14 protein-coding genes are annotated in these 14,087 nt (G+C 69.8%); 12 read left to right on the top strand and 2 right to left on the bottom strand.

The genetic code is table 11. The features are described 5' to 3' along the window. Positions 1-19: 19 nt before the first annotated feature. The gene (locus J7I98_RS25150; RefSeq protein ID WP_214926116.1) at positions 20-727 is read right to left on the bottom strand and encodes a DUF2470 domain-containing protein; all 708 of its coding nucleotides are present in this window, start codon (positions 725-727) and stop codon (positions 20-22) included. 185 nt (positions 728-912) lie between these two features. On the opposite strand from J7I98_RS25150, the gene rpsD reads away from it, so the two are divergent. Next, positions 913-1,527: a 30S ribosomal protein S4 gene (gene rpsD, locus J7I98_RS25145; protein ID WP_138894445.1), complete on the top strand. Its 615-nt coding sequence runs from the start codon at positions 913-915 to the stop codon at positions 1,525-1,527. Positions 1,528-1,554: 27 nt separating this feature from the next. Here rpsD and J7I98_RS25140 read toward each other — a convergent pair whose 3' ends face one another. Continuing rightward, positions 1,555-3,771, bottom strand: coding sequence for a tetratricopeptide repeat protein (locus J7I98_RS25140; RefSeq protein WP_214925964.1), 2,217 nt, complete (start codon positions 3,769-3,771; stop codon positions 1,555-1,557). 148 nt (positions 3,772-3,919) lie between these two features. Here J7I98_RS25140 and J7I98_RS25135 point away from each other — a divergent pair, with 148 nt between their 5' ends. From J7I98_RS25135 to aroQ, 11 genes are all read left to right on the top strand, one after another. Continuing rightward, complete coding sequence (locus J7I98_RS25135) at positions 3,920-4,348, top strand: DUF948 domain-containing protein (protein WP_214925961.1); 429 nt, start codon at positions 3,920-3,922, stop codon at positions 4,346-4,348. A gap of 7 nt (positions 4,349-4,355) precedes the next feature. Beyond that, positions 4,356-4,667: a DUF6167 family protein gene (locus tag J7I98_RS25130; RefSeq protein ID WP_214925958.1), complete on the top strand. Its 312-nt coding sequence runs from the start codon at positions 4,356-4,358 to the stop codon at positions 4,665-4,667. Further along, complete coding sequence (gene alaS / locus J7I98_RS25125; protein WP_214925955.1) at positions 4,667-7,336, top strand: alanine--tRNA ligase; 2,670 nt, start codon at positions 4,667-4,669, stop codon at positions 7,334-7,336. Before J7I98_RS25130 ends, alaS begins: the two co-directional genes overlap by 1 nt. Continuing rightward, complete coding sequence (gene ruvX, locus J7I98_RS25120) at positions 7,336-7,800, top strand: Holliday junction resolvase RuvX (protein WP_214925952.1); 465 nt, start codon at positions 7,336-7,338, stop codon at positions 7,798-7,800. Before alaS ends, ruvX begins: the two co-directional genes overlap by 1 nt. Before the next feature lie 126 nt (positions 7,801-7,926). Further along, positions 7,927-9,555, top strand: coding sequence for an endolytic transglycosylase MltG (gene mltG / locus J7I98_RS25115; protein ID WP_214925940.1), 1,629 nt, complete (start codon positions 7,927-7,929; stop codon positions 9,553-9,555). Further along, positions 9,533-10,375 carry a shikimate dehydrogenase gene (locus tag J7I98_RS25110; protein WP_214925930.1) on the top strand — a complete coding sequence of 281 codons (843 nt, stop codon included), beginning with the start codon at positions 9,533-9,535 and terminating at the stop codon, positions 10,373-10,375. Before mltG ends, J7I98_RS25110 begins: the two co-directional genes overlap by 23 nt. Before the next feature lie 37 nt (positions 10,376-10,412). Continuing rightward, on the top strand, positions 10,413-10,679 hold the full coding sequence (locus J7I98_RS25105) for a hypothetical protein (RefSeq protein ID WP_214925928.1): 267 nt from the start codon (positions 10,413-10,415) through the stop codon (positions 10,677-10,679). Between the two features lie 136 nt (positions 10,680-10,815). Next, positions 10,816-12,000 carry a chorismate synthase gene (gene aroC, locus J7I98_RS25100; RefSeq protein WP_214925926.1) on the top strand — a complete coding sequence of 395 codons (1,185 nt, stop codon included), beginning with the start codon at positions 10,816-10,818 and terminating at the stop codon, positions 11,998-12,000. After that, a complete protein-coding gene (locus tag J7I98_RS25095; RefSeq protein ID WP_214925914.1) occupies positions 11,997-12,512 on the top strand; it encodes a shikimate kinase in 516 nt (171 codons plus the stop codon). Before aroC ends, J7I98_RS25095 begins: the two co-directional genes overlap by 4 nt. After that, on the top strand, positions 12,509-13,603 hold the full coding sequence (gene aroB / locus J7I98_RS25090; protein ID WP_214925906.1) for a 3-dehydroquinate synthase: 1,095 nt from the start codon (positions 12,509-12,511) through the stop codon (positions 13,601-13,603). Before J7I98_RS25095 ends, aroB begins: the two co-directional genes overlap by 4 nt. Continuing rightward, the gene (aroQ, locus tag J7I98_RS25085; protein ID WP_214925899.1) at positions 13,600-14,040 is read left to right on the top strand and encodes a type II 3-dehydroquinate dehydratase; all 441 of its coding nucleotides are present in this window, start codon (positions 13,600-13,602) and stop codon (positions 14,038-14,040) included. The genes aroB and aroQ overlap by 4 nt, the downstream gene beginning before the upstream one ends. Positions 14,041-14,087: the final 47 nt, after the last annotated feature.

Raw genomic sequence — 14,087 nt, 5'->3', positions numbered from 1 at the left:
ACCGTTCCAGTGGGCGGCGTCAGTGGGCGGCGGCCTCGAAGAGCTGGTGCATGGCACGGCGCAGCCCGATGATGTCGCGCACCGGTTCGCGGAAGTCGAACCGTGCGTCGAAACCGTGCCTGTCGGAACTGCTGAAGCGCACCCGCAGCCCGAACCGGTCCAGCGCCACGGGCACCGTGCTGTACTCGGTGGCCCCATCGCCGTTGCCGGACTCGGCCCGTTCTCCCGCAAGCCCGCACAGCTGCCGCACCTGGTCGCCGTGCGCCGAGTGCAGATGCTGGAGCAGCTCCGCCTCGTGCTCCGCGATCGGGTCCGCGGCCGCCGCCGCGAATTCCTCGGGCTCGACCGATCCGGCGCCCCACAGATCGTCCACGCTGGCCTCGCCGACCTCCAGCCGCAGCAGCATGCGCCCGGGCCCGGCCAGCCCGCGTACGCAGGTGAGCCAGCCGGAGACCCAGGCGCGGCCCCGGATACGGTTGGGGACCGAGACCGGCGCGACATCCGTGATCTCCAGCGTCACGGCCAGCTCGTCGTCCTGGGCGTGCGTGGCGGCGCGTACAACCGGCGAATCCGCGGGGAAGAGCAGGAACACTTCGCCGTCGGGACCGACGCTCCGCTCCTCGGGAACCAGCTGCTCGGGACGGGCCACGGCAGGACCGGGCAGAAGTACCACCGCGGAGCAGGTACTCTGTACGAGAGTTCGTGTGCGCTCGGCTGCTGACGGCATCCGCGCGATTTCAAGTCCGCTGGGACGCGGCTGACCACGATCTGATCGGACCTCCGTCGCGTCGACACTTTCGCTGTCGGCCTTCTTCGTGTTGTCCGTGAGGTGTGTGGTGTTCCCCGGGCGAGACATGCGATCTCCTTGAGTAAGGTGAGCCTAACCTAACCTACAACGGAGGTCTGGAGAACGTGCCTAACCAGTCGCGTCCCAAGGTCAAGAAGTCCCGTGCGCTCGGTATTGCGCTGACGCCGAAGGCTGTCAAGTACTTCGAGGCCCGTCCGTACCCGCCGGGCGAGCACGGCCGTGGGCGCAAGCAGAACTCGGACTACAAGGTCCGTCTGCTCGAGAAGCAGCGTCTGCGCGCGCAGTACGACATCAGCGAGAAGCAGATGGCCCGCGCCTACGACCGCGCCAAGAAGGCCGAAGGCAAGACCGGCGAGGCCCTGGTCATCGAGCTCGAGCGCCGCCTCGACGCGCTCATCCTGCGTTCGGGCATCGCCCGCACGATCTACCAGGCCCGTCAGATGGTCGTTCACGGCCACATCGAGGTCAACGGTGGCAAGGTCGACAAGCCGTCGTTCCGCGTCCGTCCCGACGACGTCGTGATGGTCCGCGAGCGCAGCCGCGAGAAGCACCCCTTCCAGGTCGCTCGCGAGGGTGGCTACGACACCGAGGGTGAGACGCCGCGCTACCTCCAGGTGAACCTGAAGGCCCTGGCCTTCCGCCTGGACCGCGACCCGAACCGCAAGGAAATCCCGGTCATCTGCGACGAGCAGCTCGTCGTCGAGTACTACGCCCGCTGATCCAGCGGCCGTAGTCGGGCAAGTGCCTCAGCCCGTCGTCTCCTCGTTCCGTACGGAGCGGGAGGCGGCGGGCTCGCGCGTTTTCGGTCCGCTGCTGCGGGGCGAACGCGCGATGCGCGACCGGGGCGGGGCAGGATCCGCCGGAGCCGGCGGCCCATCGAGGGCCCTTCGCACCGCCGCGTCCAGGCCCAGGCGTGCCCCCTCGCGCCGTAGCTTTTCGTACGGGCCGTCGCCGAGGCGCTCGCGCGCCCGCTTCTCGCACAGCGCGTGCGGCGCGTTGTAGTACGCCGAACCGAGCAGCGGCAGCCCCACCGACGGCCAGATATGCTCGGCCGCCCCCTGCAGCACGGCCGCCTCCGCCGGATCGCCCTGGTCCAGCGTGACCAGCGCCAGCAGCTCCAGTGCGAGCACCGCGCCCAGCAGGTCGTGGAAGGCGTGGTCGATGGCGAGGCACTCTTCGAGCAGCTCCCGGGCCCGGTCGGTCCGCTCGTGCGTCCATGCCGCATAGGCCAGGACGTACAGCGCGTACGCGAGAGCCCAGCGCTCACCGTGGTCCTCGCAGACCTCCCTGACCTCCTCGCAGATCGCGACGGCCTGCTCCAGGTCGCCGCTGAAGGCCACCGCCATCGCCAGCTCGACCTGCCCCATCAGTACATTGCTGTTGAGCTCGCCGATCTCCTCGTACCGCGCGAGCGCCTCACGCAGCAGCTCCTCCGCGCGCGGCATGTCGTCGGACACCAGCGCCAGACAGCCCGACCTGTGCACGGCGTACGCCGCCGCCACGGCGTTGCCGGTGAGGTCGGCGCTCTCGCGGCACTCCTGGAGCGCGGCGAGTGCCCCGATCGCGTCGCCCTGCAGCACGGCCACGTAACCGAGTACCCACAGCGCCTTCAGGCGGTGCGCCTCGTGCGCGCTCTCCGCCTCCAGCGCGTGGTCCAGCCAGTGCCGCCCCTCCGACAGACGTCCGCAGCCGACCCAGTAGAACCAGAGCGTGCCCGCCAGGTACTGGCCCAGATGCACGTCCTCCGGATTCTCCAGCGAGTACTCCATCGCCCTGCGCAGATTGGGCAGTTCGCAGTCGACGCGTGCCGCCACCTCCGCCTGGCGGGGGCTGAACCACTCCAGCTCGCACCACGTCGCCAGCCCCAGGTACCAGTCCCGGTGTCTGCGGCGCACGCGCACCGCGTCGCCCGTGGCCGCCAGCCAGTCGGCGCCGTACTCCCTGACGGTGTCCAGCATCCGGTAGCGGACGCCCGACGGGGTGTCCTCGCGGGTCACGACGGACTGCGCGAGCAGCTCCGCGAGCACATCGAGGACGCTGGGGCCACTCAGCCCGCTGTTGCCCGCCGGCTCCGGTCCGCCGCAGACGTACTCCGCCGCCTCCAGGTCGAACTGCCCCACGAACACCGAAAGCCGAGCCCACAGCAGCCGCTGCTCAGGCGTGCACAGCTCATGGCTCCAGCCGATGGCGGTACGAAGCGTCTGGTGCCGGGGGAGTGCACCCCGGGTGGAGCCGGTCAGCAGCCGGAACCGGTCGTCGAGCCGGTCGAGCACCTGCTCCAGGGACAGAGCGCGCAGCCGCCCGGCGGCCAGCTCCAGGGCGAGCGGAATCCCGTCCAGGCGACGGCACAGCTCCCGGACGGCGGAGTTGTTGGCCTCCGTGAGCCGGAAACCGGGCTGCCCCGCGGCGGCCCGGTCGGCGAAGAGCTGGACCGCGTCGGAGTCCGGCATCGGCGGGAGCGGGAAGTTCTGCTCGCCGTCGACGCACAGCGGCAGCCGGCCCGTGGCCAGCACACGCAGGTCCGGCGCGCGCCGGAGCAGTTCCCGCACCAGGCCGGCAGCGGCGTCGACGAAATGCTCGAAACCGTCGAGTACGAGCAGGAGTTGACGCCCGGCGAGATGCCCGACCAGCACATCGCGCGGCGGCTTGCTGGTGTGATCGGTCAGCCCCAGCGCCTCAGCGACCGCGTGTTCCAGCAGGTCGGCGTCGTCGAGGGCGGACAGCTCCACGAGCCACACCCCGTCGCAGTACCGTTCCTGCAGCCTGGCACCTGCCCGCAGGGCGAATCGCGTTTTTCCGACCCCGCCGACCCCGGTCACGGTGACCAGCCGGGCTTCCTCCAGCAGACGGCCGAACTCCGCCAGTTCCTCGCGCCGCCCCACGAACGGATTCAGCTCAGCGGGCAGATTGCCGTGATCGGGGGAGGGGGACGAGGGAGACACAGAATGAAAAGTGCGTCGCATGGGACACGGAGCGTACCCATCCGTAAGCACTCCGTACAATCACGCTGCGCAACTCCCGCTCCACGCACACGTAATGCGGTACGGACCCCGAGCCCCGGCGCGATAGGCTCGCAGGACGACTTTTCTCACGTACAGGGAGCGGTGCAAAGTGTCCGGTGGAGAGGTGGCCGGCATCCTGGTGGCCGTCTTCTGGGCGATCCTGGTCTCCTTTCTCGCCGTGGTGCTGGTGAGGCTGGCCCAGACGCTCAAGGCGACGACCAAGCTCGTGGCGGACGTGACCGAGCAGGCCGTCCCGCTGCTGGCCGACGCCTCCGCGACCGTGCGTTCCGCGCAGACCCAGCTCGACCGGGTCGACGCCATCGCTTCCGACGTCCAGGAAGTCACCTCCAACGCGTCCGCGCTCTCCACGACCGTCGCATCGACCTTCGGCGGCCCGCTCGTCAAGGTCGCGGCCTTCGGATACGGCGTACGCCGGGCGATCGGCCGCAGCAAGGACACCCCGGCGGAACCGTCCCGTCGCACTGTGATCGTCGGCCGGACCGTACCGTCCCCCCGGCGCAGGAAGCGGAAGGGCTGAAGCCGCAATGTTCCGCCGTACGTTCTGGTTCACCGCAGGCGCCGCAGCCGGTGTGTGGGCCACCACCAAGGTCAACCGCAAGCTCAAGCAGCTGACGCCCGAGAGCCTCGCCGCGCAGGCCGCCGACAAGGCGGTCGAAGCAGGCCACCGGCTCAAGGACTTCGCGCTCGACGTCAAGGCGGGGATGGCGCAGCGCGAGGCCGAACTCGGCGAGGCCCTCGGCCTCGACGCGCACAACGACCCCGAGCTTCCCGTGCAGCGACGCATCGCCGCACTCGATTACACCCAGCATTCGTACAACCGGAATGAGGACCACTGATGGAGTCGGCTGAAATCCGCCGCCGCTGGCTGCGCTTCTTCGAGGAGCGCGGACACAACGTCGTGCCTTCGGCGTCGCTCATCGCGGACGACCCGACCCTGCTGCTGGTCCCCGCGGGCATGGTGCCCTTCAAGCCGTACTTCCTCGGCGAGGTCAAGCCGCCCGCCCCGCGCATCACCAGCGTGCAGAAGTGCGTGCGTACGCCGGACATCGAAGAGGTCGGCAAGACCACGCGCCACGGCACGTTCTTCCAGATGTGCGGCAACTTCTCGTTCGGCGACTACTTCAAGGAAGGCGCCATCAAGTACGCGTGGGAGCTGCTCACCAGCTCCGTCGCGGACGGTGGCTTCGGCCTCGACCCCGAGCGCCTGTGGATCACGGTCTACAAGGAGGACGACGAGGCCGAGCAGATCTGGCGCGACGTCATCGGTGTGCCCGCCGAGCGCATCCAGCGGCTGGGCATGGGCCCGAACTTCTGGTCGATGGGTGTCCCCGGACCCTGCGGCCCCTGCTCGGAGATCAACTACGACCGTGGTCCCGAGTTCGGCGAAGAGGGCGGCCCGGCCGTCAACGACGAGCGCTACGTGGAGATCTGGAACCTGGTCTTCATGCAGTACGAGCGCGGCGCCGGCGAGGGCAAGGAAGACTTCCCGATCCTCGGCGACCTGCCGTCGAAGAACATCGACACGGGTCTGGGCCTCGAACGTCTCGCCATGATCCTGCAGGGCGTGCAGAACATGTACGAGACCGACACCCTGCGCGTCGTCATGGACAAGGCCACCGAGCTCACCGGCGTCCGCTACGGCGCCGACCACGCCTCCGACGTCTCCCTGCGCGTCGTCGCCGACCACATCCGTACGTCCGTGATGCTCATCGGCGACGGTGTCACCCCCGGCAACGAGGGCCGCGGCTACGTCCTGCGCCGCATCATGCGCCGCGCCATCCGCAACATGCGGCTGATGGGCGCCACCCAGCCCGTCGTCGCCGAGCTGGCCGATGTGGTCATCACGACCATGGGCGAGCAGTACCCGGAGCTGCTGACCGACCGCAAGCGCATCGAGACCGTCGCCGTCTCCGAGGAAGCCGCCTTCCTCAAGGCCCTCAAGGGCGGCACGAACATCCTCGACACCGCCGTTACGGAGACCAAGGCCGCCGGCGGCAAGGTCCTCGCCGGTGACAAGGCGTTCCTGCTCCACGACACCTGGGGCTTCCCGATCGACCTCACCCTGGAGATGGCCGCCGAACAGGGCCTCTCCGTGGACGAGGACGGCTTCCGGCGCCTCATGAAGGAGCAGCGGGACCGGGCCAAGGCCGACGCAAAGGCCAAGAAGACCGGGCACGCCGACGTGTCCGCCTACCGCCTGGTCGCCGACCAGTCCGGCACCACGGAGTTCACCGGCTACACCTCCACCGAGGGCGAGTCGACCGTCGTCGGCCTGCTCGTCGACGGTGTGCCCTCCCCGGCCGCCACCGAGGGCGACGACGTCGAGATCGTCCTCGACCGCACCCCGTTCTACGCCGAGGGTGGCGGCCAGCTCGCCGACACCGGCCGCATCAAGCTGCACTCGGGCGCCGTCGTCGAGGTCCGCGACGTCCAGCAGCCGGTCCCCGGCGTCTCCGTCCACAAGGGCACGGTCCAGGTGGGCGAGGTGACGCTCGGCGCCTCCGCCTACGCCGTCATCGACCAGAAGCGCCGCCGCGCCATCGCCCGCGCCCACAGCGCCACGCACCTCACGCACCAGGCGCTGCGCGACGCTCTCGGCCCGACGGCCGCCCAGGCCGGTTCGGAGAACTCGCCCGGCCGCTTCCGCTTCGACTTCGGCTCGCCGAACGCCGTACCCGGCACGGTCCTCACCGACGTCGAGCACAAGATCAACGAGGTGCTCGCCCGGGAACTCGATGTCCAGGCCGAGGTCATGAGCATCGACGAGGCCAAGAAGCAGGGCGCCATCGCCGAGTTCGGCGAGAAGTACGGCGAGCGGGTCCGCGTCGTGACCATCGGCGACTTCTCCAAGGAGCTGTGCGGCGGTACGCATGTCCACAACACCGCCCAGCTGGGTCTGGTGAAGCTGCTCGGCGAGTCGTCGATCGGCTCGGGCGTACGGCGTATCGAGGCCCTGGTCGGCGTGGACGCGTACAACTTCCTCGCCAGGGAGCACACGGTCGTCGCCCAGCTCCAGGAGCTGGTCAAGGGCCGCTCGGAGGAGCTGCCGGAGAAGATCTCCGGGATGCTCGCCAAGCTCAAGGACGCCGAGAAGGAGATCGAGAAGTTCCGCGCGGAGAAGGTCCTCCAGGCCGCCGCCGGACTCGCCTCCGGTGCCCAGGACGTACGCGGTGTCGCTCTCGTCACCGGCCAGGTGCCCGACGGCACGTCGGCCGACGACCTGCGCAGGCTGGTCCTGGACGTCCGCGGCCGCATTCCGGGCGACCGCCCGACGGTCGTGGCCCTGTTCACCACGGCCAACGGACGCCCGCTGACGGTCATCGCAACCAACGAAGCCGCCCGCGAGCGCGGTCTCAAGGCCGGCGAGCTGGTCCGTACGGCCGCCAAGACCCTCGGCGGCGGCGGTGGCGGCAAGCCGGACGTCGCCCAGGGCGGCGGCCAGAACCCGGACGCCATCGGCGACGCCGTGGCCGCCGTCGAACGCGCAGTCGGCGAGATCGCCTGATGCGACGCGGCCGTCGCCTCGCGATCGACGTCGGGGACGCCCGGATAGGGGTCGCCTCGTGCGACCCCGACGGGGTCCTCGCCACGCCGGTGGAGACCGTGCCGGGACGTGACGTCCCGGCCGCCCACCGGCGGTTGAAGCAGCTCGTCGAGGAGTACGAACCGATCGAGGTCGTGGTCGGCCTCCCTCGCTCCCTCAGTGGGGGCGAGGGGCCGGCGGCGGCCAAGGTCCGGGTCTTCGCCCAGGAGCTCGCTCGCGGCATCGCACCCACTCCGGTGCGACTGGTCGACGAGAGGATGACCACAGTGACGGCCAGTCAGGGACTGCGCGCTTCGGGCGTGAAGTCCAAGAAGGGCCGTTCTGTGATCGACCAAGCGGCCGCAATTGTCATTCTTCAGAACGCTTTGGAGGCCGAACGGGTCTCAGGCATTCCCCCGGGCGAGGGCGTCGAAGTGGTTGTCTGATCGCGATACGGTAACGTTCCGCGCGATGCGGCGGTGTTCGAACAACTGCCGCACAAAGAAGAGGCGGACCGGATGCCGTGCCCCACGCGCGCGCAGCCGCCGCCTCGCGGCACACTATGGGGTTTCATGACTGAGTACGGCCGGGGCGCAGGCCACGAACCGTGGCATCCCGAGGACCCGTTGTACGGGGACCAGGGATGGGCAGGACAGCAGGCCGTACAGGGCCAGGGTCCGTACGGCGGCCAGCCGCAGCACTACCAGCAGGAACCGCAACAGCAGCCGCAGCAGCCGTACTACGGCGGGCAGCAGCCCCAGTACAACGACCAGCAGCAGTACGCCAACGGCGGCTGGGACACGGGCCAGCAGCAGGGAGCCGTGCCGTACGGCATGAACCCCGCCGACCCGTACAGCGGCCAGCAGCCCGCCTACGGCGGCGCGGAGCACCCCGACTACTACGCCGCCCCGGACGCATACCCCCCGCCGCAGCCCCCGAACCAGCGCCACGCGGTGCCGGAGCAGGCACCGGAGCCCGAGTGGGACGCCGACCTCGAAGGTCCGGAGGAGCACCCCTTCTTCGCGGGCGGCAACGACGACGACGATGACGACGGGTACGACGACTCGCGTGAGACGCGTCGGGGCCGGGGCGGCGACCGCCGCGGAAAGACCAAAAAGAAGAAGAGCCGCAACGGCACGGCGTGCCTGTTCGTCGCGCTGGTCCTGGTGGGCGGAGGGGGTGGCGTCGCCTACTTCGGCTATCAGTTCTGGCAGGAGCAGTTCGGTGCGCCTGCCGACTTCACTGGCAGCGGCACGGGTTCCGTCGAGGTCGAGATCCCCCAGGGCGCGGGACTGGGACAGATGGGTGGCATCCTGACCGAGGCGGGTGTGGTCAAGAGCTCGGATGCCTTCGTCTCCGCGGCGACCGCCAACCCCAAGGGCAAGTCGATCCAGCCCGGCGTCTACCCGATGAAGAAGGAGATGTCCGCGAAGGCGGCCGTCGAGCTCATGGCCAATCCGGCGAACCTGAATGCCCTCGTCATCATCGAGGGCCAGCGGAACGTGAAGGTCTACGAGGCCATCGACGAGAAGCTGAAGCTCAAACCCGGTACAACCAAGGACGTCGCCAAGGCCGAGTTCAAAGAACTCGGACTGCCCGAGTGGGCCAACGACAACGAGAAGATCAAGGACCCGCTCGAAGGTTTCCTGTATCCCTCGCGTTACGACGTCGGCAAGAAGTCGACGCCCGAGTCCGTGCTCAAGGAAATGGTCTCGCGGGCCAATGGGCAATATGCGAGCCAGGGCATCGAAGCGGAGGCCAAGAGGCTGGGCCTGGAATCTCCGTTGCAGCTCATCACGGTCGCGAGCCTTGTGCAGGCGGAAGGCAAGACGGACGACGACTTCCGCAAGATGGCCGAGGTCATTTACAACCGCCTGAAGCCGACCAATACGCAGACGAATCAGCTGCTGCAGTTCGACTCGGCCTTCAATTACCTCAAGGGCCAGAGCAAAATCGACATCAGCGAGTCCGAGATCAACAGCAATCAGGACCCGTACAATACATACACGCAGAAGGGCCTTACCCCCGGGCCCATCGGCAACCCGGGCAGCGCGGCGATGACTGCCGCCCTGAAGCCGACCAAGGACGGCTGGCTGTACTTCGTGGCGACCGACGGTAAGCACAAGACGGAGTTCGCCAAGACCTACTCCGAGTTCCAGGAGCTGAAGGACAAGTTCAATGAAAGCCAGGGAAGTGACTGAGGCACGCCGGGCGGCCGTACTCGGGTCGCCCATCGCCCACTCGCTCTCACCCGTCCTGCACCGCGCCGCATACGAGGAACTGGGCCTGACCAACTGGTCGTACGACCGCTTCGAGGTGGACGAGGCCGCCCTGCCCCGCTTCTTCGAGAAGGTCGACGCGTCCTGGGCCGGCCTCTCGCTGACCATGCCGCTCAAGCGCGCCGTCATCCCGCTGCTCGACGAGATCAGCGACACGGCGGCTTCCGTCGAGGCGGTGAACACGGTCGTCGTCACCGAGGAGGGCCGACGCATCGGGGACAACACCGATATCCCCGGCATGATCGCCGCCCTGCGCGAGCGCGGCGTCGAGAAGGTCGGCTCCGCAGCCGTCCTCGGCGCCGGGGCCACCGCCTCGTCGGCGCTCGCCGCGCTCTCCCGGCTGTGTACGGGCCCGGTCACCGCGTACGTGCGCACTGCGGCCCGCGGCAACGAGATGCGGCAGTGGGGCGAGCGGCTCGGGGTCGACGTGCGCATCGCCGACTGGGCGGAGGCGGAGCGGGCGTTCGACGCGCCGCTCGTCATCGCGACCACCCCGGCCGGCACCACCGATGCCCTCGCCGAGGCCGTGCCCGAGCGGCCCGGCACGCTCTTCGACGTGCTGTACGAGCCATGGCCGACCGCGCTCGCGGCCGCCTGGTCGGCGCACGGCGGCTCGGTCGTCGGCGGGCTCGACCTGCTCGTGCATCAGGCCGTGCTCCAGGTGGAGCAGATGACGGGCTGCGCCGCCGCGCCGCTCGCCGTCATGAGGGGGGCCGGGGAGCAGGCGCTGGCCGCCCGATAGGGTCTGCCGGTCGAAACACCCGAGGGGGAGAACATCCATGGAATCCGGCCTGCCACAAGCCTCCGGCGCCAGCAAGATTCTGGACGGTCTGCTGACCTTCATGCCCGACTGGGTCCAGATCACGTTCATTGTGCTGGTCGTGGTCGTGGTCCTCGTGAGCTGGGCCGTGAAGATCAAGCGGAAGATCGAGTACCGGCGTGCGGTGCGCGCCGGGCGGCCCGTCCACGCCGCCGCGCAGCACGGCCAGGGACGCGGCGCCGACTACCTCGGCTCGTACGCACCCGTCGACGGCGACCGGCGCTGACGTCGGCTGACGTCGTCCGATTGCTGGACCGGCGGCCGGATCGGGGCCCGGTCGTGGGAGGATCAGTGGTGGCGGGCCAGGGCCGCGCACCCGGCCGCGCCGATTCAGACCCAGGCGCGAGCATCGAGGAGCACCGTTGAGCAGGTTGCGTTGGCTGACGGCGGGGGAGTCCCACGGACCCGCACTCGTCGCGACGCTGGAGGGTCTTCCCTCCGGCGTCCCCATCACCACGGAGATGGTGGCGGACGCGCTCGCCCGGCGGCGGCTCGGCTACGGGCGCGGTGCGCGCATGAAGTTCGAGAAGGACGAGGTCACCTTCCTCGGCGGCGTACGCCACGGGCTGACCATGGGCGGCCCCGTCGCGATCATGGTGGGCAACACGGAGTGGCCCAAGTGGGAGCAGGTCATGTCGGCCGACCCGGTCGACCCCGACGAGCTCGCCAAGCTGGCCCGTAACGCCCCGCTGACCCGCCCGCGCCCCGGCCACGCCGACCTCGCGGGCATGCAGAAGTACGCGCTGGACGAGGCGCGGCCGGTGCTGGAGCGGGCGAGCGCGCGGGAGACCGCGGCGCGGGTCGCGCTGGGCACGGTGGCCCGTTCGTACCTGAAGCAGACCACCGGTGTCGAGATCGTGTCGCATGTCGTGGAGCTGGCCGCCGCCAAGGCGCCGTACGGTGTGCTGCCCGTGCCCGCGGACGAGGCGCGGCTGGACGAGGACCCGGTGCGCTGCCTGGACGCGGACGCGTCGAAGGCGATGGTCGCGGAGATCGACCAGGCCCACAAGGACGGCGACACCCTCGGTGGCGTCGTCGAGGTGCTCGCGTACAACGTGCCCGTCGGACTGGGGTCGTTCGTGCACTGGGACCGCAGGCTCGATGCCCGGCTGGCCGCCGCCCTCATGGGCATCCAGGCCATCAAGGGCGTCGAGGTCGGCGACGGCTTCGACCTGGCCCGGGTGCCGGGTTCCAAGGCGCACGACGAGATCGTCCCCACCGAGGACGGCGTACGCCGCACCACCGGGCGGGCCGGCGGCACCGAGGGCGGCATGTCCACCGGTGAACTGCTGCGCGTACGGGCGGCGATGAAGCCCATCGCGACCGTGCCGCGCGCGCTCGCCACCATCGACGTCGTCACCGGCGAGGTCGCCGCCGCGCACCACCAGCGCTCCGACGTGTGCGCCGTGCCCGCCGCCGGGATCGTGGCCGAGGCGATGGTCGCGCTGGTCCTCGCGGACGCGGTCGCGGAGAAGTTCGGCGGCGACAGCGTCGGTGAGACCCGGCGCAACGTGCAGTCGTACCTCGACAACCTGGTCGTACGGTGACCGGCCCGCTGGTCGTCCTCGTCGGGCCCATGGGGGTCGGCAAGTCCACCGTGGGCGAGCTGCTCGCCGAGCGGCTCGGTACGGAGTACCGCGACAGCGACGCGGACATCGTCGCGGCCGAGGGCCGGGAGATCTCCGACATCTTCGTCGAGGAGGGCGAGGCGCGCTTCCGTGAGCTGGAGCGGGAGGCCGTGAAGGCGGCGCTCGCCGAGCACACGGGCGTCCTTGCGCTCGGCGGCGGCGCGGTCCTCGACGAGGGCACGCGGACCGCGCTGGCCGGAGAGCGCGTCGTCTACCTCTCCATCAGCGTGGGCGAAGCGATCAAGCGCGTCGGGCTGAACACCGCACGCCCTCTGCTGGCCGTCAACCCGCGCCAGCAGTGGAAGCAGCTGATGGAAGCACGCCGTCACCTCTACACCGAGGTGGCCACCGCGGTCGTCGACACCGACGACCGCACCCCCGAAGAGGTCGCACAGGCGGTCCTCGACGCACTGGAGCTGAAGGACGTATGACCGAGCAGGCACCCACCCGTATCCAGGTCGGCGGCAGCGAGGGCGCTGCGCCGTACGAGGTGCTGGTCGGCCGGCAGCTCCTCGGTGAGCTCCCCGGGCTGATCGGCGAACGGGCCCAGCGCGTGGCCGTCCTGCACCCCGAGGCACTCGCCGGCACGGGTGAGGCGATCCGCGAGGACCTCGCGAGCCAGGGTTACGAAGCCATCGCCATCCAGCTGCCCAATGCCGAGGAGTCCAAGACCGTCGAGGTCGCGGCGTACTGCTGGAAGGCGCTCGGCCAGACCAACTTCACACGCACCGACGTCATCGTGGGCGTCGGCGGCGGAGCCACCACCGATGTGGCCGGATTCGTCGCCGCCACTTGGCTGCGCGGGGTGCGCTGGATCGCCGTACCGACGACCGTGCTCGGCATGGTCGACGCGGCGGTCGGCGGCAAGACCGGTATCAACACCGCCGAGGGCAAGAACCTCGTCGGCGCCTTCCACCCGCCCGCCGGTGTTCTCTGCGACCTGGCGGCGCTGGACTCGCTGCCGGTCAACGACTACATCAGCGGCCTCGCCGAGATCATCAAGGCGGGCTTCATCGCCGACCCGGTGATCCTCGACCTGATCGAGGAGGACCCGGTGGCGGCCCGTACGCCCGAGGGGCCGCGCACCGCCGAGCTGATCGAGCGCGCCATCCGGGTCAAGGCCGACGTCGTGTCGAGCGACCTGAAGGAATCGGGTCTGCGCGAGATCCTCAATTACGGTCACACGCTCGCGCACGCCATCGAGAAGAACGAGCGCTACAACTGGCGCCACGGCGCGGCCGTTTCCATCGGCATGGTCTTCGCCGCCGAACTGGGCCGTCTGGCGGGCCGGCTTGACGACTCGACAGCCGACCGGCACCGAGCCGTGCTCGAGTCCGTCGGGCTGCCGCTCACCTACCGCGGCGACCAGTGGCCCAAGCTGCTGGAGACCATGAAGGTCGACAAGAAGTCCCGCGGCAACCTGCTGCGCTTCATCGTCCTCGACGGCCTCGCCAAGCCGACCGTGCTGGAAGGCCCCGACCCGGCGGTGCTGCTGGCCGCGTACGGCGAGGTGTCCAAGTGACGCGACGGGTCCTGGTCCTCAACGGGCCCAACCTCGGCAGGCTCGGCTCGCGGGAACCCGATGTGTACGGGGCGACTTCGTACGCCGGGCTCGTCGAGGAGTGCGGGCGGCTCGGCAAGGAGCTCGGCTTCGACGTCGACGTACGCGAGACGAACGACGAGGGCCAGATGATCCGCTGGCTCCACGAGGCCGCGGACGGGTCAATTCCGGTCGTTCTCAACCCCGGTGCGTTCACGCATTATTCGTACGGGATGAGGGACGCGGCGGCCCAGCGCACCGCTCCGCTGATCGAGGTGCACATCTCGAACCCGTACACACGCGAGGAATTCCGGCACACCTCGGTGGTCGCGGCCGTCGCCAGCGGCACGATCGCGGGCTTCGGCATCGGCTCGTACCGGCTCGCGCTGCGCGCCCTCGCCGACGAACTCGACGGCTGACAGGGCACTCTGGACCGTCCCCGCCCGTTCACAGTAGGGCGGGCGGG

Source organism: Streptomyces sp. ISL-98, from assembly GCF_018614055.1.
GTDB lineage: Bacteria > Actinomycetota > Actinomycetes > Streptomycetales > Streptomycetaceae > Streptomyces > Streptomyces spiramyceticus.
Note: the sequence above shows the minus strand (reverse complement) of the source record. Positions and strands in the feature narration are given on the sequence as shown.